The sequence below is a fragment of the Pseudomonas sp. KD5 genome, assembly GCF_012932895.1.
Lineage (GTDB): Bacteria > Pseudomonadota > Gammaproteobacteria > Pseudomonadales > Pseudomonadaceae > Aquipseudomonas.
In genome coordinates, this window is the sequence record NZ_JDWJ01000012.1 from 33,821 (window position 1) to 58,958 (window position 25,138).

The 25,138-nt window shown below is 59.8% G+C and carries 27 protein-coding genes; 16 read left to right on the top strand and 11 right to left on the bottom strand.

Annotated elements, in window-relative coordinates:
* Positions 1-85: 85 nt before the first annotated feature.
* Both AF70_RS24155 and AF70_RS24160 read left to right on the top strand, forming a co-directional pair.
* On the top strand, positions 86-643 hold the full coding sequence (locus AF70_RS24155; protein WP_018927259.1) for a cytochrome c oxidase assembly protein: 558 nt from the start codon (positions 86-88) through the stop codon (positions 641-643).
* Between the two features lie 33 nt (positions 644-676).
* Positions 677-1,564 carry a cytochrome c oxidase subunit 3 gene (locus AF70_RS24160; RefSeq protein ID WP_019580291.1) on the top strand — a complete coding sequence of 296 codons (888 nt, stop codon included), beginning with the start codon at positions 677-679 and terminating at the stop codon, positions 1,562-1,564.
* A 15-nt stretch (positions 1,565-1,579) separates the two neighbouring features.
* Here the strand turns inward: AF70_RS24160 and AF70_RS24165 are convergent, their stop codons facing one another.
* A complete protein-coding gene (locus AF70_RS24165) occupies positions 1,580-1,783 on the bottom strand; it encodes a twin transmembrane helix small protein (RefSeq protein WP_018927261.1) in 204 nt (67 codons plus the stop codon).
* 70 nt (positions 1,784-1,853) lie between these two features.
* Between AF70_RS24165 and AF70_RS24170 the strand changes: the two genes are divergently transcribed.
* The 5 genes from AF70_RS24170 to AF70_RS24190 are packed head-to-tail and all read left to right on the top strand — an operon-like array spanning position 1,854 to position 5,762.
* Positions 1,854-2,594, top strand: a complete 741-nt coding sequence (locus AF70_RS24170) for an SURF1 family protein (protein WP_028940055.1) — start codon at positions 1,854-1,856, stop codon at positions 2,592-2,594.
* The gene (locus AF70_RS24175) at positions 2,560-3,153 is read left to right on the top strand and encodes a hypothetical protein (protein ID WP_026286508.1); all 594 of its coding nucleotides are present in this window, start codon (positions 2,560-2,562) and stop codon (positions 3,151-3,153) included. The genes AF70_RS24170 and AF70_RS24175 overlap by 35 nt, the downstream gene beginning before the upstream one ends.
* A gap of 10 nt (positions 3,154-3,163) precedes the next feature.
* Positions 3,164-4,243 carry a heme A synthase gene (locus tag AF70_RS24180; RefSeq protein WP_018927264.1) on the top strand — a complete coding sequence of 360 codons (1,080 nt, stop codon included), beginning with the start codon at positions 3,164-3,166 and terminating at the stop codon, positions 4,241-4,243.
* Positions 4,231-5,130, top strand: a complete 900-nt coding sequence (gene cyoE, locus AF70_RS24185; protein ID WP_028940056.1) for a heme o synthase — start codon at positions 4,231-4,233, stop codon at positions 5,128-5,130. Before AF70_RS24180 ends, cyoE begins: the two co-directional genes overlap by 13 nt.
* A complete protein-coding gene (locus AF70_RS24190; protein WP_019651205.1) occupies positions 5,127-5,762 on the top strand; it encodes an SCO family protein in 636 nt (211 codons plus the stop codon). Before cyoE ends, AF70_RS24190 begins: the two co-directional genes overlap by 4 nt.
* A gap of 152 nt (positions 5,763-5,914) precedes the next feature.
* Here the strand turns inward: AF70_RS24190 and AF70_RS24195 are convergent, their stop codons facing one another.
* From AF70_RS24195 to zur, 7 genes are all read right to left on the bottom strand, one after another.
* A complete protein-coding gene (locus AF70_RS24195) occupies positions 5,915-6,688 on the bottom strand; it encodes a MetQ/NlpA family ABC transporter substrate-binding protein (protein WP_028940057.1) in 774 nt (257 codons plus the stop codon).
* Positions 6,689-6,766: 78 nt separating this feature from the next.
* Entirely contained in the window at positions 6,767-7,441 is a 675-nt protein-coding gene (locus AF70_RS24200; protein ID WP_018927268.1) for a methionine ABC transporter permease, read from the bottom strand.
* Positions 7,441-8,448, bottom strand: coding sequence for a methionine ABC transporter ATP-binding protein (locus AF70_RS24205; RefSeq protein WP_007940716.1), 1,008 nt, complete (start codon positions 8,446-8,448; stop codon positions 7,441-7,443). The genes AF70_RS24200 and AF70_RS24205 overlap by 1 nt, the downstream gene beginning before the upstream one ends.
* Before the next feature lie 244 nt (positions 8,449-8,692).
* A complete protein-coding gene (locus AF70_RS24210; protein WP_019580297.1) occupies positions 8,693-9,409 on the bottom strand; it encodes a PA5502 family lipoprotein in 717 nt (238 codons plus the stop codon).
* Between the two features lie 37 nt (positions 9,410-9,446).
* Positions 9,447-10,235 (bottom strand): zinc ABC transporter permease subunit ZnuB, encoded by a 789-nt coding sequence (znuB, locus tag AF70_RS24215; RefSeq protein WP_019580298.1) that lies wholly within the window; start codon positions 10,233-10,235, stop codon positions 9,447-9,449.
* Positions 10,228-11,013, bottom strand: a complete 786-nt coding sequence (gene znuC / locus AF70_RS24220; RefSeq protein WP_007940713.1) for a zinc ABC transporter ATP-binding protein ZnuC — start codon at positions 11,011-11,013, stop codon at positions 10,228-10,230. The genes znuB and znuC overlap by 8 nt, the downstream gene beginning before the upstream one ends.
* Positions 11,013-11,495, bottom strand: coding sequence for a zinc uptake transcriptional repressor Zur (gene zur, locus AF70_RS24225; RefSeq protein ID WP_026286509.1), 483 nt, complete (start codon positions 11,493-11,495; stop codon positions 11,013-11,015). Before zur ends, znuC begins: the two co-directional genes overlap by 1 nt.
* 66 nt (positions 11,496-11,561) lie before the next feature.
* Here zur and AF70_RS24230 point away from each other — a divergent pair, with 66 nt between their 5' ends.
* Complete coding sequence (locus AF70_RS24230; RefSeq protein ID WP_028940058.1) at positions 11,562-12,482, top strand: zinc ABC transporter substrate-binding protein ZnuA; 921 nt, start codon at positions 11,562-11,564, stop codon at positions 12,480-12,482.
* Positions 12,483-12,575: 93 nt separating this feature from the next.
* On the opposite strand, the gene AF70_RS24235 is transcribed toward AF70_RS24230, so the two are convergent.
* Together AF70_RS24235 and AF70_RS24240 are read right to left on the bottom strand one after the other, a co-directional pair.
* Positions 12,576-13,526 (bottom strand): homoserine kinase, encoded by a 951-nt coding sequence (locus AF70_RS24235; RefSeq protein ID WP_028940059.1) that lies wholly within the window; start codon positions 13,524-13,526, stop codon positions 12,576-12,578.
* A 61-nt stretch (positions 13,527-13,587) separates the two neighbouring features.
* Complete coding sequence (locus tag AF70_RS24240; protein WP_028940060.1) at positions 13,588-13,875, bottom strand: DUF2782 domain-containing protein; 288 nt, start codon at positions 13,873-13,875, stop codon at positions 13,588-13,590.
* 74 nt (positions 13,876-13,949) lie between these two features.
* Here AF70_RS24240 and polA point away from each other — a divergent pair, with 74 nt between their 5' ends.
* Positions 13,950-16,718 carry a DNA polymerase I gene (gene polA / locus AF70_RS24245; protein ID WP_028940061.1) on the top strand — a complete coding sequence of 923 codons (2,769 nt, stop codon included), beginning with the start codon at positions 13,950-13,952 and terminating at the stop codon, positions 16,716-16,718.
* A gap of 298 nt (positions 16,719-17,016) precedes the next feature.
* Here polA and yihA read toward each other — a convergent pair whose 3' ends face one another.
* A complete protein-coding gene (gene yihA, locus AF70_RS24250; protein ID WP_007940707.1) occupies positions 17,017-17,658 on the bottom strand; it encodes a ribosome biogenesis GTP-binding protein YihA/YsxC in 642 nt (213 codons plus the stop codon).
* Positions 17,659-17,849: 191 nt separating this feature from the next.
* On the opposite strand from yihA, the gene AF70_RS24255 reads away from it, so the two are divergent.
* The 7 genes from AF70_RS24255 (at position 17,850) to AF70_RS24285 (ending at position 25,134) form a co-directional block, all read left to right on the top strand.
* On the top strand, positions 17,850-18,140 hold the full coding sequence (locus AF70_RS24255; RefSeq protein ID WP_003196231.1) for a cytochrome c5 family protein: 291 nt from the start codon (positions 17,850-17,852) through the stop codon (positions 18,138-18,140).
* Between the two features lie 46 nt (positions 18,141-18,186).
* On the top strand, positions 18,187-18,798 hold the full coding sequence (locus AF70_RS24260) for a cytochrome c4 (RefSeq protein ID WP_007940706.1): 612 nt from the start codon (positions 18,187-18,189) through the stop codon (positions 18,796-18,798).
* 198 nt (positions 18,799-18,996) lie between these two features.
* A complete protein-coding gene (locus tag AF70_RS24265; RefSeq protein ID WP_019580303.1) occupies positions 18,997-19,638 on the top strand; it encodes a thiol:disulfide interchange protein DsbA/DsbL in 642 nt (213 codons plus the stop codon).
* A 14-nt stretch (positions 19,639-19,652) separates the two neighbouring features.
* Positions 19,653-20,513, top strand: a complete 861-nt coding sequence (locus AF70_RS24270; RefSeq protein ID WP_007940704.1) for an endonuclease/exonuclease/phosphatase family protein — start codon at positions 19,653-19,655, stop codon at positions 20,511-20,513.
* Positions 20,514-22,562 (top strand): GGDEF domain-containing protein, encoded by a 2,049-nt coding sequence (locus tag AF70_RS24275; protein ID WP_028940062.1) that lies wholly within the window; start codon positions 20,514-20,516, stop codon positions 22,560-22,562.
* A gap of 102 nt (positions 22,563-22,664) precedes the next feature.
* Positions 22,665-23,444 carry an N-acetylmuramoyl-L-alanine amidase gene (locus AF70_RS24280; protein ID WP_028940063.1) on the top strand — a complete coding sequence of 260 codons (780 nt, stop codon included), beginning with the start codon at positions 22,665-22,667 and terminating at the stop codon, positions 23,442-23,444.
* Between the two features lie 73 nt (positions 23,445-23,517).
* The gene (locus AF70_RS24285) at positions 23,518-25,134 is read left to right on the top strand and encodes an EAL domain-containing protein (protein WP_028940064.1); all 1,617 of its coding nucleotides are present in this window, start codon (positions 23,518-23,520) and stop codon (positions 25,132-25,134) included.
* Positions 25,135-25,138: the final 4 nt, after the last annotated feature.

Sequence of the window (25,138 nt, forward strand, 5' to 3'; positions counted from 1 at the left end):
GCGATGAACGCAGCGCGGTGTGTCAGACACTCCGCCTTCGCTGGCAAGCCAGCTCCTACAGGATATGGCGTAGAGGCTGGAAATAATGGCTGACTCGATCTCGATGAAGAAGCTGGTCACCCGCCTGTTGCTGGTGGTGGCGGCGATGTTTGTCTTCGGCTTTGCCCTGGTGCCGATCTACGACGTGATGTGCAAGGCATTCGGCATCAATGGCAAAACCGCCGGGCAGTATGAAGGCGAGCAAACGGTCGACGCCTCGCGGCAGGTTCGCGTGCAGTTTCTGTCGACCAACGCCGCTGACATGCCCTGGGATTTCTATCCCAAGACGGATGAGCTGACCGCGCACCCCGGGGCGGTGAACGAGATGATTTTTATCGCCCACAACCCCACCGACCGGCCGATGAGCGCCCAGGCAGTGCCGAGTATCGCGCCGAGTGCAGCCGCGGCGTACTTCCACAAGACCGAATGTTTCTGCTTTACCCAGCAAGTGCTGCAGCCCGGTCAACGCATCGAGATGCCAGTACGGTTCATCGTTGACCGCGACATGCCCAAGGATGTGAAGCACCTGACGCTGTCCTACACGCTGTTCGATATCACCGCACGTCATCCGCCCGTAGCTGTTGCAGCAAGCACAGGTGGCTAGGCGTTAAAGCGTGCCCGATAAGGAGAACAATAAATGGCAACTCATGAACATTATTACGTTCCAGCCCAGAGCAAATGGCCGATCATCGCCACGGTCGGCATGCTGGTCACGGTGTTCGGCCTGGGCACCTGGTTCAATGACCTGAAGGCTGCGCGGCCGGAATCCCATGGCCCGCTGATCTTTTTCGTCGGCGGACTGCTGCTGGCCTACATGCTGTTCGGCTGGTTCGGGACGGTGGTCAAGGAAAGTCGCGCGGGGTTGTACAGCCCGCAACTCGACCGCTCGTTCCGCTGGGGCATGAGCTGGTTCATTTTCTCGGAGGTGATGTTCTTCCTGGCCTTTTTCGGTGCGCTGTTTTATGTGCGCAATATCGCGGGCCCGGCACTGGGTGGTGAAGGCACCAAAGGCATCGCCCACATGCTGTGGCCGACGTTCGAGTTCACCTGGCCGCTGCTGAACAACCCGGACTCGAAACTCTTTCCTCCCCCCAAGGAAGTCATCAGCCCCTGGGGCCTGCCTCTGCTCAACACCGTGCTGCTGGTGAGTTCCAGCGTCACCGTGACCATCGCTCACCACGCCTTGAAGAAAGGCCATCGCGGGGCGCTGAAAATCTGGCTGGCGCTGACCGTGTTGCTCGGTTGCGGATTCCTGGGCTTTCAAGCCAAAGAATACCTGCACGCCTACCACGAGCTGGGCTTGACCCTGGGTTCCGGCATCTACGGCGCAACGTTCTTCATGCTCACCGGTTTCCACGGTGCCCACGTGACCATCGGCACCATCATTCTGTTCGTGATGCTGATGCGCATCATGCGCGGGCACTTCAATGCAGACCACCATTTCGGCTTCGAGGCGGCGACCTGGTACTGGCACTTTGTGGATGTGGTGTGGATCGGGTTGTTCGTTTTCGTCTACGTACTTTGAGCCTGGTACTCATGACTACCAAGGCACGTGGGACACCAGCTGGCCGCTGAAAAAACCCCAGGCGATCAAGCCGACAGTGATGGCGGCCAGCGCAACACGAATACTCAAGGCGATGACCAGGCGATTCGAGCTGCTGTCGTCCTTGACCAGAAAAAACAGGCCGCTGAACAGGCTGACAACCGTGGCAATCAGCATCAGGACGATGGCTGCTTTGAGCATGGTGACACTCCGGGGGACAGGCGATGCATGTGAGTATAGCTATCGCGATGACCGACTTTCTGGCGACGCCATGAAGCGCTTTCGGCCGGGCTTCGTGCCGACCCTCGCAGTCGTGTTGCTGCTGCCCTTGCTGGTGTCACTCGGCTTCTGGCAGTTGAGCCGGGGCGCGGAGAAAAGCGCGCTGCTGCAAAATTACGCCGAGCGCCGGGCGGCCGAACCGATGGCCAGCACCGAACTGCAACACACCGAAGATCCGGCCTTCCGCCGGGTTCGCCTGCACGGCCAGTTCGATGCCGAACACAGCCTGCTGCTGGATAACCGGCAGCGTGACGGCAAGGTCGGGGTCGAGCTGTTGCAACCGTTTCAGGATCAGGCCACCGGGCTCTGGTTGCTGGTCAATCGCGGCTGGCTGCCGTGGCCGGATCGGCGCACACCGCCGTCATTCACCACACCGACTGAGGTGTTGAGCCTCGATGCCTGGGTCTATGTCTCGCCCGGCGCAACGTTCCAGTTGCACGCGGACCCCAACGCCACGACCTGGCCACAACTGATCACCGCCGTTGAACCGGCCAGGTTGTGGACGGCGCTTGAACGTGACGGTTTCGCCTACGAATTACGCGCGCAAAGTGGCCCTGCGACCTACCGCGCCGATTGGCCGGTGGTGGCCATGGGGCCGGAAAAGCACCTGGCTTACGCCGTGCAGTGGTTCGCCCTGGCGATCGCGCTGTTCGGCCTTTATCTCTATCTCGGATGGCACAACGCAAAGGAGAACAATAATGGGAGTGGCCATGAATCCACCCGGCATGTCTGAGGCGAAAACACCGGTGAATCGGCGGCGCGGACGCTTGCAGTTGCTGCTGATCCTATTGGGGGTGATCGGTCCGATGATCCTCGCCACCGGCATGTACAAATTGCAGTTCTGGGTGCCCGAAGGCCGCAGTTATCACGGTGAACTGATCGGCAACGGCCAGACTCGCGCCGACATTGGCGTACAAGCGCAAGAAGAACGCTGGCAGTTGCTGGTGACGGCGCCCAAGGACTGTTCGGTGGACTGCCAGCAGCTGGTTTATCTGGCGCGGCAGATCCAGATCGGCCTTGGTCGCGATGCTGCCCGCGCCAGCCATGCGCTGGCCATCGCGCAGCCGCTGAACAGCGATTACGAGACTAAACTTCAACGCGAGTACCCACAGTTGCAACGCTATTCATTGGACCTGCCGTCCTACATCAAAGGCGCGCAGAGCAATGACACGCCGCACCTGTGGATCATCGACCCTCACGGCAATCTGGTGCTGCGTTACGACCCGACGGTGAAGGGCAAGGACCTGCTCAACGACCTGCGCCACCTGCTGAAACTGTCGAACATCGGATAAGGGCATCGTCATGGCCAAACCTGGATTTCGCCTCGCGCTGTTTGCCACCTTGCTGGCACTGATTGTGGTGTTGCTCGGCGCTTACACACGCCTGACCCACGCCGGCCTCGGCTGCCCGGACTGGCCCGGCTGCTACGGTTTTATCAGCGTGCCGCAAAGCGAAGCCCAACTGGCTCATGCCGAACTGCATTTTCCAGACACCCCGGTGGAAGCCCACAAGGGCTGGAACGAAATGGTCCATCGCTACTTCGCCGGCACGCTGGGGCTGCTGATCGCGGTGCTGGCGGGCCGCGCCTGGGTCCATCGTCATCATCCGGGGCAGCCGGTGAAGTTGCCGCTGTTCCTGCTGGCGTTGGTCATTGGCCAAGCGGCTTTCGGCATGTGGACGGTGACACTCAAGCTTTGGCCGCAAGTGGTCACCGGGCATTTGCTCGGCGGATTTGCGACCTTGAGCCTGTTGTTTCTGCTGACCTTGCGCCTGTCCGGCGTATTGCCGGCGCTGACCGTGCCTCGACGTTTGCAATACTGGGCAACCGCCGGCTTGTTGTTGGTGATCCTGCAAATTGCTCTCGGTGGCTGGGTCAGCTCCAATTACGCGGCGGTAGCCTGCATCGACTTTCCGACCTGCCACGGCCAATGGCTGCCACCGGCTGATTTCGCCAACGGTTTTCACCTGACCCAACACATCGGCCCGAATTATCTGGGCGGGCAACTGGACAGCGATGCCCGCACCGCGATTCACCTGACTCACCGCATCGGCGCGTTACTGGTCACCTTTGTTCTGCTCGGTCTGGCCTGGCAACTGAAGGTCGTCGGCATGACGCGCCTGGCCGTCATGGTGCTGATCGCCCTTGCCGCACAAATCACCCTGGGCATCAGCAACGTGGTGTTCCACTTGCCGCTGCCGGTGGCCGTCGCCCACAACGCCGGCGGTGCGGCGCTGTTGCTGACGATGGTGCTGGTCAATTATCACGCGCGAACCAGCCTGGTTCGGGTCAAGCATCAGCCCCCTCGGCGCTGGCGACTACGCCTGCGTAAACACTCGGCCGGGCCCATAACAATAAAAGGAGAGATGCCATGGCGACTCTGATCGGCGAACGTCACAGTCAGGCCATCTGGCGAGACTACCTGGAACTGACCAAGCCGAAAGTGGTGGTGCTGATGCTCATCACCTCGCTGGTCGGCATGTTCCTCGCGACCCGCGCCGGGGTGCCATGGACGGTGCTGGTATTCGGCAATCTGGGGATCGCCCTGTGTGCCGGCGGGGCGGCGGCGGTCAATCATGTGGTGGACCGGCGCATCGACGCGATCATGGCCCGGACCCACAAACGGCCCCTGGCCGAAGGCCGGGTGTCTCCAGCCGCTGCGCTGACCTTCGCCCTGATACTGGCAATGCTCGGTCAGGCCTTGTTGCTGACTTTCACCAACCCGCTGACAGCATGGCTGACACTCGCCTCCTTGCTCGGTTATGCCGTGGTCTATACCGGTTTCCTGAAACGCGCGACGCCGCAGAACATCGTCATCGGCGGCCTCGCCGGAGCTGCCCCGCCACTGCTCGGCTGGACCGCCGCCACCGGTCATGTCGGCGCCGAACCATTGTTGCTGGTGCTGATCATCTTCGCCTGGACCCCGCCGCACTTCTGGGCGCTGGCGATTCACCGCAAGGAGGAATACGCCAAGGCTGACATTCCGATGCTGCCGGTGACCCATGGCGAGCACTACACCAAAGTCCACATCCTGCTTTATACCTTTGCGTTGCTGGCCGTCAGCCTGATGCCCTACGTGATCCACATGAGCGGCGTGCTCTACCTGATGTGTGCCCTTTTACTGGGCGCCAGGTTTCTGCAATGGGCCGTGGTGCTGTACCGTGGCACTCGACCGCACGCGGCGATCAACACGTTCAAGTACTCTATCTACTACTTGTTCCTGCTGTTTATCGCGCTGCTCGTAGACCACTACTTACTGTTGATCCTATGACTCGAACCCAGAAAACCGTCTTCATCCTCGTTGCCCTGATCGCGCTGATCCTGGGCCTGACCGTCAATAAAGTACTGACCGGGAAAAACCAGGGCGACCCGACGGCGCTGATCGATGCAGGGATCATCTTGCTGCCCCAAAGCCGCAATCTGCCGGACGTGAAGATGACCGATCAGGACGGCAAGCCAGTGGCGATCAACGAACTGAAAGGCAAGTGGAGTTTGCTGTTCTTCGGCTACACCTTCTGCCCGGACATCTGCCCGACCACCCTCGCCCAGCTGCGGCAGATCAAGAGTGAACTGCCGGCGGATGCGGTGAACAAGTTGCAGGTCATCCTGGTCAGCGTCGACCCGAACCGCGATACGCCCAAGCAACTCAAGCAGTACCTGGGCTACTTCGATCCGCAATTCATCGGGCTGACCGCAGCCTCGGTCGAAGACCTTCAGAAAATGGCCAACGCGGTGAGCATTCCGTTCATTCCGGCGGACACCAGCAAGCCGAACTACACCGTCGACCACAGCGGCAACCTGGCGGTGATCGGACCGGACGGGACTCAACGCGGGTTCATTCGTGCACCGCTGAATAACCAGAAACTGGTGGCGCAGTTGCCGGTGATGCTCAACCGTCAATAAGCACCACACTCTTTGTAGGAGCCAGGCTTGCCGGCGAAGGCGATCTCACGGGCGCCTTCGCCGGCAAGCCTGGCTCCTACAGAACGGGGCAAACAGACAAAAAAAGGGGCGCATTCAATTCAATGCGCCCCTTTTTCGTTTACGTCAGCCGATCAGAACGCCGGCAATACCGCGCCTTTGTACTTCTCGAGAATGAAGGCTTTCACTTCCGGGCTGTGCAGGGCAGCAACCAGTTTCTGCATTGCCGCGCTGTCCTTGTCGTCCGGACGGGCAACGAGGATGTTCACGTACGGCGAGTCGCTGCCTTCGATGACCAGCGCGTCCTTGGACGGATCGAGCTTGGCTTCCAGCGCGTAGTTGGTGTTGATCAGCGCCAGGTCGACCTGAGTCAGCACGCGCGGGATGGTCGCGGCTTCCAGTTCACGGAATTTCAGATCCTTGGTGTTCTCGGTGATGTCCTTCACGGTCGACAGGATATTTTTCGAATCCTTCAACTTGATCAGGCCAGCCTTCGCCAGCAGCAACAGCGCACGGCCGCCGTTGGTGGCGTCGTTCGGGATTACCACGTTGGCGCCGCCCGGCAGCTCTTCCAGTTTCTTGTACTTGCTGGAGTAAGCGCCCAGCGGCTCCAGGTGCACACCGGCAACGCTGACGAGGTTAGTGCCCTTGGCCTTGTTGAATTCATTCAGGTACGGTTGGTGCTGGAAGAAGTTGGCGTCCAGACGCTTCTCGGCTACCTGTACGTTCGGCTGGATATAGTCGGTGAAGACTTTGACTTTCAGGTCCACGCCTTCTTTGGCCAGGGCCGGTTTAACGAACTCGAGGATTTCCGCGTGGGGCACCGGGGTGGCCGCAACGGTCAGGGTGTCGGCAGCGTGGGCGGAAAAGGCTGCAACGGCAGCGAACGCTACGAGTAGTTTTTTCATTCAGCTAACTCCTTGTGAGGCGCCCGTTTGGCGCCTGCCAGCGAATGGCCGGCTCATGTCTTAAGTGACGAAAACTGTTTATTTGCGGGAGAAATGAACCACCAGCTTGTCGCCGACGGTTTGCAGCACTTGAACCAGCACCAGCAGCAACACCACGGTGACCACCATCACGTCGGTCTGGAAACGCTGGTAACCGAAACGGATCGCCAGGTCGCCCAAGCCGCCAGCGCCGACCACACCGGCCATCGCTGTGTAGGACACCAGTGTAATCGCTGTCACCGTAATCGCCGCGAAGATGCCCGGACGGGCTTCCGGCAGCAAGGCGTTGGTGATGATCTGACGGGTCGTCGCGCCCATCGCCTGGGTCGCTTCGATGATGCCGCGATCCACTTCACGCAGGGCGGTTTCCACCAGTCGCGCGAAGAACGGCGTAGCGCCCACCACCAACGGTGGGATCGCACCGGCGACACCGAGGGAAGTGCCGGTAATCAATACGGTGAACGGAATCATCACGATCAGCAGAATGATGAACGGCAGCGAACGCAGAATGTTCACCACCAGCGACAGCATCGCGTAAACGCCTTTGGCTTCCAACAACTGGCGCGGGCTGCACAAGAACAACAGCACGCCCAACGGCAACCCCAGCAGCACGGTGAACAACAGCGAACCGCCAAGCATCAGCAGGGTGTCGCCGGTGGCCAGCCAGATTTCGTACCAGTCGATATTGGAAAAGAAACTCATCAGGACTTCCATCAGCGCAGCACCTCCATGTGGACATCAGCTGCGGTGAAGTGAGCAAACGCCGCTTCCATGTCGCCACCGGTGACGGCCAGGGTCAATTGGCCGTAGGGAACCTCTTTGATGCGATCGATACGACCGGCCAGGATGCTGTAGTCCACGCCCGTTTCCCGGGCGACGGTACCCAGCAATGGTGCGTAGGTCGCTTCGCCCTGGAAGGTCAGACGTACGATGCGGCCCGGTACGTGAGCGAAGTCGTCGCGCTGTTCGTTCTCGTCGATCTGCTCGTCTTCCTGGACGAAGCGCTTGGTGGTCGGGTGCTTGGGATGCAGGAACACCTCGGCCACCGAACCTTGCTCGACGATCACACCGGCATCCATCACCGCCACCTGATCGCAGACTCGACGGATCACATCCATCTCGTGGGTGATCAGGACGATGGTCAGCTTCAGCTCGCGATTGATCTCGGCCAGCAATTGCAAAACCGACGCCGTGGTCTGCGGGTCGAGGGCACTGGTGGCTTCGTCGCACAGCAAAATTTTCGGCTTGGTTGCCAGGGCGCGGGCGATGCCGACACGCTGCTTCTGACCACCGGACAGTTGCGCCGGGTATTTTTTCGCATGGTCGGCCAGGCCAACCCGTGCCAGCAATTGCGCCACACGCTGGTCGATTTCGCTACGCGACAGCTCACCGGCGAGGGTCAGCGGCAGCGCGACGTTGTCGGCCACGGTCTTGGACGCCAGCAAGTTGAAGTGCTGGAAAATCATCCCGACCTGCTGACGGAAACGTCGCAGGCCGTTGGCATCCAGCGCCGTGACTTCTTCACCATCGACGATGATCTTGCCGCCACTGGAGTTTTCCAGGCGATTGATCAGGCGCAGCAGGGTACTTTTTCCCGCACCGGAATGGCCGATCAGGCCAAAGACCTGACCGTTCTCAATCGTCAGACTGGTCGGATGCAGGGCGGGAATATCCTTACCGGCGACGCGGTAAGTTTTGTGGACGTTTTGAAACTCGATCACGTAGCGAACCTTGTGGGGCGCGTTAGAAAAGGATCAGCGGTTAGCCGGGCGCGCATTTTAGCCTGTCCGTATAGAGGTTCTTAGCATTTATTTCGCCTTCAACCAGCGATTTGGCAATAAGGCGATCAAAGGTAGGAACCTGGGACCAAGGCAATTGCGGCCTGATGCATCTAGAAAAGCAAAAGATCGCAGCCTGCGCTAACTCCTAGACGGTCCGGAGCTGCTGCAGGCTGCGATCTTTTCTTTATGGCTTGCGAGGACTCAAAACCATCTGCGCCGGAATATTACGCAGAATCTGTTTCTCCAGCTTCAGATCAAACTCCGAATCCAGCTTCTTCACCCGTTTGGTCAGCAAGGTGGCCAACCATGGGTAATCCTGGGTACGGGGAGCCTGAATGCTCACGTCGCACTGATAATTCACCACATCAGCGGCGATAGCATCGAGTTGACGACGAAGTTTGCTCATATCGGTGAGGTTCAATGCCACCGTCGTGCTTTCAGCCGTCGGGTCGATCACTTTGGCCTGCGGTTTGGCTTCGGCAGCCTTGAGGGCCGCTTCGGCTTTATCCAGTTCAGCCTTACGTGCATGAACGATGGCATTGTTAACGCCACCGGTCAGCGCCGGGGCCTTGGGCATCAATACCCGGGCACGGCTGAGGGCAGTGGCCGCAGCATTCACATCACCTTTTTGCAACACGATCTGGCTGCGCAGCAAATAGGCTTCGGCCAATTGCCGCTGGTATTGCTCAAGGGATTGATCGTTGGGCGACTCGGCCTGCAAGGCCGCCAATTGATCCTCGGCGGTGGCCAGCTCACTGCTGGCCAGGCTTTGTTCCAGTTGTGCAATAGCCGTGGCCCGCGCATCGGGGGCCTCGGTGGCCGCCGGCGGCGTGCTTTGGCAAGCACCCAGTAGCAGCGAAAATGCGACAAGGAGCAGATAACGGGAGGCGAACGGCTTCATTCCTGCGACTCTCTATTTGCGCAAAAAACGAGCAAGTCTACACCCCTCGACGGGGCAGGACAAAACTCAGCAGAAACAGCGCGGCGGCCGCCACCACAATCGACGGGCCAGCCGGGGTGTCCTTGAACCAGGACAACGCCAGCCCGCCACACACCGCGAGCATGCCCAGCAGGCTCGCGCCCAGTGCCATCTGCTCCGGCGAGCGGGCGTGACGCTGTGCCGCAGCCGCCGGAATAATCAGTAACGAAGTAATCAGCAACACGCCGACGATTTTCATCGCCACCGCGATCACCACGGCGATCAGCAACATCAGGACCAGACGCAACGCCGCCACCGGCAAACCTTCCACCCTGGCCAGTTCTTCATGCACGGTGATCGCCAGCAAGGGTCGCCACAGCGTGACAAGCAATACCAGCACCGCCGCGCTGCCGCCGAGGATCCAGGCCAGATCGGTCGGGCTGATCGCCAGCAGGTCGCCAAACAGATAGGCCATCAGGTCGATCCGCACTTCATGCATGAAGCTTAGTACCACCAGGCCCAGGGAGAGCGTGCTCGGTGCGAGAATTCCCAACAGCGTGTCAGACGCCAATGGCTGCCGCTGTTGCAGCGTCACCAGCAACACTGCCAGCAACAGGCAGCCTACGGTGACAGCCACGGTCGGGCTGACATCCAGCAGAAAGCCCAGCGCCACACCCAGCAGCGCGGCGTGGGACAGGGTGTCGCCAAAATAAGCCATGCGCCGCCAGACCACGAACGAACCCAGCGGACCCGCGACCAACGCCAAGGCCAGACCTGCAAGCAGGGCGAAAAGCAGAAAATCAGCCATGCTTGCAGCTATCTCCATGAACGTGGGTATGGGCCGACGGGGTCGCAATGACCACCGAGCCATGCAGGTCGTGAGCGTGGTCGTGATGATGGTGATAAATCGCCAGACTTTGTGCGTTCTTTCCGAACAGTTCGACGAACGCGGGATCGCCGCTGACCTGCTCAGGATGCCCGGAGCAGCAGACATGGCGATTCAGACACACCACCTGGTCGGTGGTGCTCATCACCAGATGCAAATCGTGAGAGACCATCAATACGCCGCAACCATGACGGTCGCGCAGGCGTGTGATCAGGCTATAGAGCTCGGCTTGACCGGCCACGTCGACGCCTTGTACCGGCTCATCGAGCACCAGCAACTCCGGCTCGCGCAGCAATGCCCGGGCCAGCAGTACTCGCTGCATTTCGCCACCGGAAACACTTTGCACCGGGCTGTCGATCACCTGCTCGGCGCCGACTTCCTTGAGGGCGGCCAAGGCCCGAGCGCGGTCCACGCCAGGGACCAGACGCAAGAAACGCAGCACTGATAGCGGCAGGGTTGGATCGACATGGAGTTTTTGCGGCATGTAACCGACGCGCAACTTCGGCTTGCGCCAGACGCTGCCGCTGTCCGGCTTCAACAGACCGAGCACCGCGCGCACCAGCGTGGTTTTACCGGCGCCATTAGGGCCGATCAGGGTAACGATCTGCCCCGGCTCGACGCTCAGTTCGATGTTATCCAGCACGTTTTGCCCGGCAAAAGTGACGGCCACCTGCTCAAGACGGATCAGCGCATTGCTCATTAAGCCCCCTGGCAACCCGAGCAGAGACCGATGACTTCAACGGTCTGGGCCTCGACAATAAATCCGACGTCCCTGGCACTGCCGACGATCGCGTCGCTTATGGACTTCTGTTCAAGCTCGATGGCGGCGTGGCATTGGCGGCAAATCAGGAACTGGCCTTGGTGAGCGTGTTCCGGGTGATTGCAGCCGACGAAGGCGTTCAGCGAGGAGATGCGGTGTACCAGGCCGTTTTCCAGCAGAAAATCCAGCGCGCGATACACGGTCGGCGGCGCAGCTCGGCGGCCGTCCTGCTCGCTGAGCACCGCCAGAATGTCGTAGGCACCCAGCGGTTTATGGCTTTGCCAGACCAGTTCCAGCACCCGCCGGCGCAAAGCGGTCAGGCGTAGCCCCTGACGTGCGCACAAGGCATCGGCCTCAGACAATGCGCTATGGACGCAATGAGAGTGGTCGTGGGGACGACTGGCAATCGGTGTTTTAGGCATGAGCGGCGACGAGTGTTGTGAGAGACGTTATTATGTTACCCGTTCTCGCCTCTTCGAGTGGTCATCGTGTCCCGACTTTTTTCTATCTTTGTCGCATTTGTCGCAAGTTTTCTGCTGATCGGTTCAGCCCAGGCCGAAGTCAACGTCCTTACCAGCATCAAGCCGCTGCAGCTGATTGCTGCTGCGGTACAGGAGGGTGTGGCGATTCCGGAAGTGTTGCTGCCGCCCGGGGCATCACCGCATAACTATGCCTTGCGCCCATCCGACGTACGGAAGGTGCAGTCGGTAGACCTGGTTTACTGGATCGGTCCGGACATGGAAGGTTTCCTGCCTCGCGTACTGAAAGGTCGTACGCTGCCCAGCGTCGCAGTGCAGGATTTGCCTGGCCTGAAACTGCGACATTTCGCCGAAGACAGCCACTCCCACGCCGAAGAAGCCGACGAGCATGACCACGATCATCGCCCTGGCAGCCTCGATGCGCACTTGTGGTTGTCCCCAATCAACGCCCGAGTGATCGCCAGCAAAATGGCTGCCGATCTGAGTGCAGCCGATCCGGCTAACGCAGCGCGCTATCAGAGCAACCTCAAAGCCTTCGATGAGCGCCTGGATGCCTTGGACCTGCGCCTGAAGGCTCGCCTGGCAGGCATCGCGAACAAACCTTACTTTGTGTTCCACGAAGCCTTTGACTACTTCGAAGACGCCTACGGCCTCAAGCATGCCGGCGTGTTCAGTGTCGCAGCCGAAGTGCAGCCCGGTGCCCAGCACGTCGCGGCGATGCGCACGCGGTTGCAGGAAGTCGGCAAAACTTGCGTGTTCAGCGAACCGCCGCTGCGCCCGCGCCTGGCAGAAACCCTGGTGGCCGGGCTACCGGTGAAACTGGCGGAGCTGGATGCATTGGGCGGATACACACCAGCGACTGCCCAAGGGTATGAGCAGGTGCTGGAAAAGTTGGGGAATGATTTGGCCGGGTGCCTGGAGTCGTTGTAAGCGGGAAGTTTGGTGGTGAATCGTTCGCGGGCAAGCCTCGCTCCTACAGGGATCGCGCACATCCTGTAGGAGCGAGGCTTGCCCGCGAAGCTTTTAGAGGGCGAAAGGCAGCGGCGTGTCGACCTTCTGCCGCTGTGCCAAGCGCAGCTGAAATTCCATCGGATCGTGAATCAACACGTCCTGCCCGGCGAAAGACTCCGCCGCAATCAACCGCGACAACCAGAACCGCACGCACGCCACGCGCAGCATGGTCGGCCACAGCTCAGCTTCGGCAGCGGTGAACGGCCGCAGCGCGGCATAAGCGCCCAGCAACGCCCGCGCCCGTACGCCATCGATCTGCCCTTGCTCGTCCGAACACCAATCGTTCAACGCAATTGCCACGTCATAAAGCATCGGCCCTGAACAGGCATTGTAGAAGTCGATCAACCCGGTCAGGTGCGTGCCTTCGAACATCGCGTTGTCGCGGAACAGATCCGCATGGATGTTGGCCCGCGGCAGCGCCAGAATTTTCGTCTTTTGCTGGGTGATTTCTTCCAGGGCCCGTTGCAGCAAATCGCTTTGCTCGGCGTTCAAGTGCGAAAGAAACTGCGTGCCCTCTTCCAGCATCCAGTCCAGGCCGCGATCGGTTTTGCGCTTGATCATGTTGGCCTGGGTCGCCAGGTGCAGATGGGCCAGCAGCTCGCCGACCTGAGCGCAATGCTGCGCGTTGGCGTCCTTGATGTGCTTGCCCGCCAGACGTGGCTGCAACAGCGCGGGTTTACCGGCCAGTTCGCGCAAAGCGACGCCGTCGGTGGTGCGCAGGGCATAAGGCACCGGCAGGTTGGCGTCGTGCAGCACATCGAGCAGTTCGATGAAGAACGGCATCTCCTGCACCGGACCGCGCTCGACCAGGGTCAGGACAAACTCGCCCTGCTCCAGGCTGATAAAGAAATTGGTGTTTTCGCTACCGGCGGCGATCCCCTGGAAATCAAGCAGGCGGCCGAGCCCGTAAGGGGCGAGAAAGGTTTCCAGCTCGGGCCGAGCCAGGGGGGTGAACACAGACATGGTTAAAACTGCCAGTACGGGCGCCGCTACATAGCAAGCGCCGATTAAAGTTAAGAACCGCTTACCACTTAAAGATTTCCCACGCAGGGATCAGCATATCCGGCTGATCCGAGCGGATATAGTTACCCTCCGAGCCATCAGCGCGCACCAGGAAGTACGGTTTACCGCCCTTCGGAGTGACCTTGATGGCATACAGAAAACCGTTCTGCCGGTATTCCTGAATGGTTTTATCGCCTTCCGTGCGGATCGTTACTTCCGGGTCCGCCGAGGGCTTGTCATCCGCCGCCATGACAGCCAACGGAGTGATTGCAAAGAAGCCAGCCAGCAACAAGCGATTTAGTGTGCGCATGATAACCTTGTCCCTTTGTCGTCAACGGTCCCGCTATTCTAGCGCCGGACCCGCCGAAAAGGTTGATCCTGCTCATGAGCCAAGCCCCCCTCGTCCTGGTGGACGGTTCTTCTTACCTGTACCGCGCTTTTCATGCGCTGCCACCGCTGACCACGTCCAAAGGCCTGCCGACCGGTGCGGTCAAGGGCGTGTTGAACATGCTCAAGAGTCTGCGCAAGCAGTACCCGGACAGCCCGTTCGCCGTGGTGTTCGACGCCAAGGGCGGGACGTTCCGCGACGCGATGTTCGCCGAGTACAAGGCCAACCGTCCAAGCATGCCTGACGATATGCGGGTCCAGATCGAGCCGCTGCACGCCAGCGTCAAAGCCTTGGGCTTTCCATTGCTGTGCGTGGACAACGTCGAAGCGGACGATGTGATCGGCACCCTGGCCCGCAGCAGCGCGGCCGCGGACCGCCCGGTGGTGATTTCCACCGGCGACAAGGACATGGCGCAACTGGTCGACGGGCACATTACCTTGGTCAATACGATGACTGGTAGCACGCTGGACGTGGAAGGCGTGAAGGAGAAATTCGGCGTCGCTCCCGAGCAGATCATCGATTATCTGGCCCTGATGGGCGATTCGTCCGACAACATCCCGGGCGTTCCGGGTATCGGTCCCAAGACCGCTTCCGGCCTGCTGGTTGGCGTGAATGGCGGCCTGACCGAGCTCTATGCACAGCTCGATATCGTCCCGACCCTGCCGATTCGCGGCGCCAAGACCCTGCCGGCCAAGCTCGAAGAACATAAGGAAATGGCCTTTCTTTCTTATCGATTGGCAACCATCAAGATCGACGTACCGCTGGACTTCGGCCTCGACGACCTGCATATGGGACCACCGGATCACGACAAACTTGCCGAGCTGTATTCCCTGCTGGAATTCAAAAGCTGGTTCGAAGAGAACCAGCGCGATGCCAAGCGCTCGGGCCAGGACATCGTCGAGGCTGTCCAAGAGCAGCCGGGTGCCGCCGAAGCGAAATACGAAACCATCCTCGACCAGAAGCGCTTCGAGGCCTGGCTGGACAAGCTCGAAAAAGCGCCGCTGATCGCCTTGGTCACCGAAACCAACGGCAACGACCCCCAACACGCGCAACTGGTAGGCCTGTCGTTCTCTGTCGCGGCCAACGAAGCAGCCTACATTCCGCTGACCCATTCCTACATGGGCGTGCCAGAGCAACTGGATCGCGACACCGTACTGCTGGCGTTGAAACCGCTGCTGGAAAACCCGAATAAACTGAAAGTCGGCCAACATGCGAAGTACGACACCAATATCCTCGCCAATTGCGCCATCGGTGGCGATCAGAACAACGGGATTACTGTTCGGGGTATTGCCTACGACACCATGCTCGAGTCCTACGTACTGGACTCAACGGCCACCCGCCACGACATGGACAGCCTGGCACTCAAATACTTGGGCCAAAGCAAGACCGACATTCAGGAGATTGCGGGCAAAGGCGTCAAACAGCTGACCTTCGACCAGATTTCCCTTGAGCTGGCAGGCCCCTACGCCGCCGAAGACGCCGATGTCACCTTCCGCCTGCATCTGGTATTGCAGGAAAAACTGGCCGCGACGCCAAGCCTGGTCAAAGTGCTCAACGAAATTGAAATGCCGCTGATGCCGGTCCTGGCCCGTATCGAGCGCCAGGGCGCGCTTGTAGACGCCAACCTGCTGGGCATCCAGAGCGTCGAGCTGGGTGAGAAACTGGTCGCCCTTGAGCGTGAGGCCTTTGCCATTGCCGGTGAAGAATTCAACCTCGGCTCGCCGAAGCAACTGGGCGTGATCCTCTACGAAAAGCTCGGTTTGCCTGTACTCAGCAAAACCGCCAAGGGTCAGGCGTCGACTGCCGAAGCCGTGCTGGCCGAGTTGGCCGAACAGGACTACCCGCTGCCCAAGGTGCTGATGCAATACCGCTCGCTGAGCAAGCTCAAAAGCACCTACACCGACCGTTTGCCAGAGCAGATCAACGCACGCACCGGGCGCATTCATACGTCTTACCAGCAAGCTGTCGCAGCCACCGGGCGTTTGTCATCCATCGACCCGAACCTGCAGAACATTCCGATTCGCACCGCCGAAGGTCGCCGGATTCGTCAGGCGTTCGTCGCGCCGAAAGGCTACAAACTGCTGGCCGCGGATTACTCGCAAATCGAACTGCGGATCATGGCGCACCTGGCCAAGGACGAAGGTTTGCTGCATGCCTTCCGCAACAACCTCGATGTGCACCGGGCCACGGCCGCAGAAGTGTTTGGCGTTGAGTTGGGCGCGGTCACCAACGATCAGCGTCGAAGTGCGAAAGCCATCAACTTCGGCTTGATCTACGGCATGAGTGCGTTTGGTCTGGCCAAGCAGATTGGCGTCGATCGCAAACAGTCCCAGGCCTACATCGACCGTTATTTCGCTCGTTATCCCGGCGTGCTGCAGTACATGGAGCGCACGCGCGCCCAGGCCGCCGAGCAAGGCTTCGTCGAAACCATCTTTGGTCGTCGCCTGTACTTGCCGGAAATCAACGCGAAAAACCAGGCCCTGCGCAAAGCTGCCGAGCGCACGGCGATCAACGCCCCGATGCAAGGCACCGCGGCGGACATCATCAAGAAAGCCATGGTGGCGGTGGACAACTGGCTGGCATCGTCAGGCCTGGACGCCAAAGTCATCCTGCAGGTACACGATGAATTGGTGCTCGAGGTGCGTGAGGACCTGGTCGACCAGGTACGCGAGGAGATTCGCGTGCACATGAGCAACGCTGCACAACTGGACGTACCGCTTCTGGTCGAGGTGGGCGTAGGCAACAACTGGGATGAGGCGCACTGAGCCGCCTGAAAAGACGTTTGTGCTGCGGCCTGGCGCCGCAGCACATGACGAAGGGCTATAGAGCGAAAAACGACAGTGATTATTTCCAAAGGATTTTGAAAATAGTCTGAACTAAATCCGTGAACCGCCACTCAGAGATACTGAATGGCTGGTGAAGCCCTTCGATGCTCCTATGTTGTGTTAAGTGTTGGCAGATATCTGGACCCCGCCCTAGCGGTCCGGAACTTGAACCCCGGAACTTCTCCCTCCCCATACGAAGTCCGGGGTTTTTTTTGCCTGCCGATTGGTCTCGAGAGCCTTACTCGGCAGCCTCGGCACCCTTGTCCGCCAACTCCATCCAGTCCGCCAGTACGGTGTAGGCTTCTTCCAGCCCCATGCGTTTGGGGGCCGAAAACAGCTGGATAGTGATCGTATCGCCCCAACCCTTGCGGATTTCCGATTGAACCTTGAGCAGCGTGTTTTTTGCCGCGCCGTAGGTCAGTTTGTCGGCCTTGGTCAGCAGAATATGCATCGGCATGCCGCTGGCGACGGCCCAATCGAGCATCAACAGGTCGAAGTCGGTCATTGGATGACGGATGTCCATCATCAGAATCAAACCTTTCAAACTCTCACGGCCACCCAGATAGGCTTCCAGGTGACGCTGCCAGTGCATCTTCAACGGGATCGGTACTTTTGCATAACCGTACCCCGGCAGGTCGACCAGACGGCGTTCATCGTCTAGCTTGAAGAAGTTCAACAGCTGCGTGCGACCCGGTGTTTTCGAGGTTCGCGCCAGGCTGGCGTGGGTCAGAGTATTCAATGCGCTGGACTTGCCGGCATTGGAACGCCCGGCGAAGGCCACTTCAAAGCCTTCGTCGTCGGGACATTGGTCGACTTTGGCGGCGCTGAGCATAAAGGTGGACTGTTGGCACAGGCCGAGGATGGGATTCTTGAGTTGCATGGGATTTCCGATGTGGGCGGCGCCGGGAATGGACGCGGCAAGCAGTGTCGTTTCCGTTTCAGTGACGCCAGTATATAATGCCGCAGATTTTGTGTGCGCTTTGTCCCAGCGTAGGATGAAGTTCACGAGAGCGATTGACCTTGATTGCGCATTAGAACGCAGCACGCTCTCAACCCTGAAAAGGTCGTTTTATGACGAAATGGCTGCTAGCTGCCGGTGTCTTGATGCCGCTTTACAGCGCTCAGGCTACACAGGATCCGGAAGCTGTGTACAACCGTGTTTGTGGTGCCTGTCATTCCGGCCAACTACCCATGGCGCCCCGCAAGGGCGATCAGGAAGCTTGGACGCCGAGGTTGGCGAAAGGTATGGAGACGCTGGTGCAACACGTGACCCAGGGTTTCAAGGCGATGCCGCCGCGTGGTTTGTGCATGGACTGCAGTGCCGAGGATTACCGAGCCATCATCCAGTGGATGAGCGAGTAAACCCGGTCCATAACTCTTTAACCCTTAGCCGTAGTTGGATTAGCTGATGAACAAATTGATCGTGAGTCTGCTGTTGACCGTGGGGATCTCCGGTATTGCCCATGCTGCAGGTGATGCGACTGCTGGTCAGGCGAAAGCCGCAGTATGTGGCGCCTGTCATGGCCCGGATGGCAATAGCATGGCGCCTAACTTTCCGAAACTGGCAGGCCAGGGCGAGCGTTATCTGAACAAGCAGCTGCACGACATCAAGTCCGGCAAACGCACGGTACTGGAAATGACCGGCCTGCTGACCAACCTCAGCGATCAGGACCTGGCCGATATCTCCGCCTACTTCGCCAGCCAGAAAGGCAGCGTTGGTGCCGCCGACCCGAAAATCGTGGCACGCGGTGAAGCACTGTTCCGCGGTGGCGACCTGGCTAAAGGCCTGCCAGCCTGCACCGGCTGCCACTCGCCCAATGGCGCAGGCAACGCAGCTGCCGGCTTCCCGCACCTGGGCGGCCAGCATGCCCAGTACGTCGGCAAGCAACTGACCGAATTCAGAAAAGAAGAAGGTGGCCGGACCAACGACGGCGACACCAAACCAATGCAAAGCATCGCTAAAAAGCTGAGCGACGAAGATATCGCCGCCGTCTCCAGCTATATTCAAGGCTTGCACTAAGGCCTGTGATCGAGCGTTGTGAGTGATGTACATCTCTTGCAACGTTAACTCTCGATTAATCCGTCGATGCAAACATAAAAAGGGTAGCTTTGGCTGCCCTTTTTTGTGGCCGCTGCCGTTACACTACAGAACTCAAGCCCGCCGGAATCTGTCTGAAAACAGGTCGCGCGAGGCGCCCAAATTGTCCAGGAGTAAAGCATGCGTAATCTGATCATCAGCGCCGCACTCGTCGCTGCCAGCCTGTTCGGCATGACTGCCCAAGCCGCCGAAAAACCTGAAGCGCCCTATGTCGAACTGAGCAACCCGGTCCCAGTGGCCGAGCCTGGCAAGATCGAAGTCGTGGAGCTGTTCTGGTACGGCTGCCCGCACTGCTATGCCTTCGAACCCGTCATCAACCCATGGGTTGAAAAGCTGCCCTCCGACGTGAATTTCGTGCGTATCCCGGCCATGTTTGGCGGCCCTTGGGATGCCCACGGCCAGATGTTCCTGACGCTTGAGGCCATGGGTGTCGAGAGCAAGGTTCATGCTGCGGTGTTCAACGCAATCCAGAAAGAACACAAGAAGCTGACCGATAAAGAAGACATGGCGGACTTCCTGGCGACCCAAGGTGTAGACAAGGACAAATTCCTGGCCACCTTCGACTCCTTCGCCATCAAGGGCCAGATCAACAAAGCCAAAGAGCTTGCCAAGAAATACGAAATCACCGGGGTGCCTACCATGATCGTCAATGGCAAGTATCGCTTTGACATCGGTTCTGCCGGCGGCGCCGAACAAGCGTTGAAACTGGCCGACCAACTGGTCGCCAAAGAGCGAGCGGCAACCAAGGCCGTTGCCAACTAAGCGCGGCACCTGCCATGCGCCGCTGGGGAACTGAACGCATCGTTGGCCTGCACGACCCGCGGGTCAACGAGCATCACCTGGAATCGACGGGGTTGCCCGTGGACAGCCGTCTGCGTTTGCTCAGTTTCAATATCCAGGTCGGCATCAGTACCGAGCGTTATCGGCACTATCTGACCCGCGGCTGGCAGCATCTGTTGCCGCACACCGGGCGTGCCGACAACCTGCAAAAAATCGGCAATCTGCTGGGCGACTTCGATCTGGTCGCCTTGCAGGAAGCCGATGGCGGCAGCCTGCGATCGGGCTACGTCAATCAGGTCGAACACCTGGCGCAGCTCGGCGCCTTCCCTTATTGGTATCAACAACTCAATCGCAATCTCGGTCATCTCGGCCAGCACAGCAATGGCGTGCTCAGTCGCCTGCGCCCGTGGGCGATCGAGGATCATCCGCTGCCGGGGCCCAAGGGTCGCGGGGCCATTCTGGTGCGCTTCGGCGAAGGTCCGGAGGCGCTCGTGGTGGTGATGATGCACCTGGCGCTGGGCGCTCGCGCCCGTAGCATGCAACTGGCTTACATCCGCGAGTTGATCGGCGGTTATAAGCACCAGGTGCTGATGGGCGATATGAATACCCATGCCGGTGACTTGCTGCAACATTCCCCGCTGCGCGATTTAGGCCTGCTCGCGCCGCAGATGGAAGCGACCTTTCCCAGCTGGCGCCCACAGCGCTGCCTGGACCACATTCTGCTCAGCCCCACCCTGACGCTTGAAAAGGTCGAGGTGCTGGCACAACCCATTTCCGATCACCTGCCGGTCGCGGTAGAAATTCGTCTGCCGGGCTCGCTCACGGCCGATGCATTCCCCGCGTTGAGTCCTGCCTGAATGAGCGACGAAGCACAGCGCTGGAAAGAGAAATACCTCAAAAGCATCGAACAACAGGAAAAGCTCGAACGTCGATGGGACGCCCGGCTCGACCTGCTGCGTCGCGGGCTGGTGCGCAGCACCCTGGCTGCCGAAGGTACCGATCGCGCCGTTGACCAATGCATGAAGGAAATGCGCGAAGTCGTACGCACAGACGACATGGACGCCGGCCTGGCAGCCTTGCTGCCGCGCCTGGAAAAAGCCGTGCTCGACTCCGAGCAGCGCCGGGAAACCCGGGTTGATCAAGTCAGCGCCGCACTGACGGCGCTGGTCTCCCAGTTGCAAGCATTGCCGCTGCCACGGGAAGTGAGCCGGCCACTGAAGAGTTTCGCCAAGCAGCTGGACGGACGTGTCGGCCAGGCTCGCGAAATCCCGTTGCTGCTCAGCGAGCTGAGCGGCTTGCAAGGCAAAGCCTTGAGCCTGCTGGAGAACCCTGTGGAACCAGATCGTCCGGGTTTTCTGCAGCGCCTGTTCGGTGGCCGGGATGCAGACGAGGCTGCGCCACAGATCGCCGCCCCCGAATTGCACATGCCTGCCCCGCAACCTGTCGAACCGGTTGCCGCACAACTGGCCGAGCTCCCAATCGCGACGGTCAATCTCGCGCCAGCCGCCAACAAACCGCAAGCGGTAATGCCAACCGTTGAAGCTGCCCTGCCCGCCGCTGCGCCCGCTGAACCCGTGGACACTCCGGCGCCGACAGCAACAACGGCACCCATAGCCGAAGTCGTGGCGTTCGTCCCGCCCGTCCTGGAGCCAGAGGCCACGAGCAGCCAGGCCCCAGAGCCACAAACCCAGCCGAACATCGAACAGCCGCAAGAGCCGCAAGAGCCGGTTCCATCGATCGCCGTACCGGCCACCCAGGCTCCGTCGGCAATCAACCCGGATGAACTGATCCCGGAGGCCAGCGATCCGCAAGCGCCAGAACACGACATTCTGTATGCCCTGCCGGACTCACCGGAACCGTCCTACAGCTCTGTGGCCAAGCACATCGAAGACACTCTGCTGGGCCTTCTCGACGACCTGACGCTGCCCGAGCGCCATCGACCGCAAGCCGAAGCGATGCGCAATCGTCTTCAAAACGGCTTGAATTGGTACGAGCTGCTACCCATTCTCGATGATCTGGCAACATTAATGCTGGCCATTACCGACAGCGGCCAACACGAATTCGAAGCCTATCTGCAGCGACTCAACGAGCGCCTCGAATCATTTCAGAGCAACCTGCAAGCCGCCAGTGAAGGCCACGCCGACAACCGCTCTGCCGCGCGGGTGATGGACACGCAGATTCGCGAGCAAGTCGACGGCCTGCAAAGCAGCATGCAGGACGCGGCGGACCTCGATGACCTCAAGCACATGCTGGAAGACCATCTCGAAGGCCTGCTCGGCACCATGGACCAGCACCAGAAGCAACGCGACGAGCGCGAGCAGGAAGTCGCGGCCCGCCTGCAAAGCCTGGCTGAAAGGGTGGCCCACATGGAGCAGGAAGCGCTGGGCTACCGCGAGCACCTCGAAGAACAGCGCCAGAAGGCTTTGATCGATCCGTTGACCGGCCTGCCGAATCGAGCGGCCTGGAGCGAACGGCTGGACCACGAAATCAGTCAATGGCAACAACACGGCAACACCCTGTTGCTGGCGATGCTCGACCTCGACCATTTCAAACGCATCAACGACAACTACGGCCATCTGGCGGGCGACAAGGTGCTGAAAATCATCGCCAGTGTGCTGCGCAAGCGTCTGCGCGGGACGGACTTCATAGCCAGGTTTGGCGGTGAGGAGTTTGTGCTGTTGATGCCTGCCACGGCGCCGATGGTCGGCGCGAAACTACTGGAAACCCTGCGCGCATCGATCGAAGCTTGCCCGTTCCACTTCAAGGGCGAGCGAGTCACTATCACCATTTCCATGGGACTGACCGCCTTCAGACCGGGCGAACATAGCGACCTGGTGCTTAAAAGAGCCGATCAGGCGCTATATCGCGCGAAAAATACCGGCCGCAACCGGATAGAACTGGGCTGACAGTTAATTGTTCCATTTTGTTTAAAGGCGCGCTTTTGCGGTCGGCGCGCAAGGCAATACGTTACACTGTTGCATTATTGTCTCGCGTGTATTGCCTCCACCATGAAATTTCTTGCTTTTATTGCTTCGCTGCTTGTATTAGCCGGTTGCGCCAGCGGTCCCCGGATTGACACCAGCCACCCTTCAGTCAATCACGACAGCCGTATTCAGTTCGTGGTGATGCATTACACCTCCGCATCCCTGGAGGACTCGCTGCAATTGCTGACCCATGGCGAAGTCAGTAGCCATTACCTGATCGGCGACGACGAGCACGCCACCATCTATAAGCTGATGGATGAAAATCTTCGAGCCTGGCACGCCGGCGAAAGCCAATGGCAAGGCCGGACCTGGCTGAATTCCAGTTCCATTGGCATCGAAATCGTCAATCCAGGCTTCCAGGACACCCCGACCGGGCGCCTCTGGTATCCCTACAGCGAAGCCCAGGTTCAGTCGATGATCTTTCTGCTCAAGGACATCAGCAAGCGCCAGGGCATCAGCCCTCGCCATATCATCGGCCATAGCGACATCGCCCCCATGCGCAAGCTCGACCCTGGCCCGCTGTTCCCCTGGAAACGCCTGGCGGCCGAAGGCCTGGGAATCTGGCCGAACGAGCAGGCCGTGGCGCGTCAGCAAGCGCAGTTCGCCGCGCAGCTGCCAAGCATCAGCTGGTTTCAGGCGCAACTTGCCCGCCTGGGCTACGCCACGCCACAAACCGGCGAACTGGATGTAGCGACACGCAATGTGCTGGCGGCTTTTCAGCTGCATTTTCGCCCATCCCGTTTCGACGGCACGCCGGACGCGCAAACCGCAGCGCTTCTCCAGGTGTTGAATCAGACAAAATAATGACGCCCGCCCGACGGTCAGGGCCTTTTCCCAATCAGCAGCTATAACTCATTGGTAATCCTTCGGATATTCCATGATGACGGCTGCTCGAGAGAGGCTGCGTAGCTGGTTCTATCGCCCTTGGTTTCTGGCGACGCTGGCGGCTGCCTTGAGTGCAACGCTGCTGATGACCGGCAGTCTGTTCATTGCGATGCATCAGGTCGAGGACAACGAAAGCCAGGAGATGAACGCCCAGGGGGAGCGCTTTCTGGTCCGTCTGGAGCAGCTGTTCGGGCAACTGCGCGAAAGCCTCGACGACCTTGAAGCTCAACCGCTGCGGGGCTGCGATGATGAAATGATCGCCACATTGCAGCAGGTCAGCTTCAATTACCGCTTCGTTTACGAAGCCGCTTACATGGATGCTTCAGGAATCTGCTCCAACCGCCCCCGTCAGGAAGGGCTGTCAGTGATCCGGCCACCGGACATCGAGGGCCCCACCTACAGCTATTGGTTAAACACCACTACCGAACCCGATGAGAACCGCGCCGCACTGATGCTGGGGCGTGGCAATTTCCGGGTGGCTACGTCTCGCGGGCATTTGACCGACATGGTTGATCTGTCTCCGGGGAGCAGCCTGTTGGTGGTGCTCGACCACGACACCCGCGCGATTCCCGTGCTCGGTGCCGAGCAGGAGTGGCCCCCGACGCAACCCTGGCCCCCGAAAAATCACGATGCACTGCAAGTCACCCCTACCCGCCTGATTTACCGAATGCCGACCAACACTCCCGAATACCAACTGGTGCTGATCACCCCGCGTACCGGGATGCATGTGCCGGCCGTTTGGTGGTGGCTGCTTCCGGCCAGCCTCGCACTCAGTGCCTGCGTAGGCATTCTGGTGTTTCTGCTGGTGCGCCAGCGTCAATCACTGGATGCTGAACTGCACGGCGCGATACAACGAGGCGAATTGCAGGTGTTGTATCAGCCGATCTTCGACCTCGACAGTCGCAACTGTGTCGGAGCCGAAGCCTTGCTGCGCTGGCGAAGGCCGGACGGCACCTTGACCAGCCCCGAGCTGTTCATTCCCATGGCGGAAAACACCGGCCAGATCCGCCAGATGACTGATTTCGTATTACAGCGCCTGCTGGAACAGCTCGGACAACTGTTGCGCGCCAATCCGCAGTTGTATATCTCGGTCAACCTGGCGGCCTGCGACGTCATGGTGCCGCGTATCGGTCAGGTGATCGCGCGCCTGCTGGCCTTGCACCGTGTAGCCGCCAGACAGATTGCCTTTGAGGTGACCGAGCGCGGATTGGTTGATGTCGTGGTGGCCAGAGAAAACCTGCAGGCCTTGCGCGATGTCGGGCATCAGGTGCTGATCGATGACTTCGGCACTGGCTATTGCAGTCTCGCCTACCTGCAAACACTGCCCGTGGACTGCCTGAAGATCGACAAGGCATTTATCGACGCGCTGGGTCATGACGCCGCCAGCAGCGGCGTGGCACCGCACATCATTCGCATGGCCCAGGCCCTGCAACTCAAGGTGATTGCCGAAGGCATCGAATATGAAGCCCAGGCAGAGTTTCTGAGCAGCGAGGGGGTGAAGTTCGGTCAGGGCTGGCTGTTCGCACACCCATTGAGCGCTGTGCAATTCATCGAATTGATTACCCGTGGCCGCCGACAAGCAACGCGGCGTCTGGATGACGAAGACTGAGAGG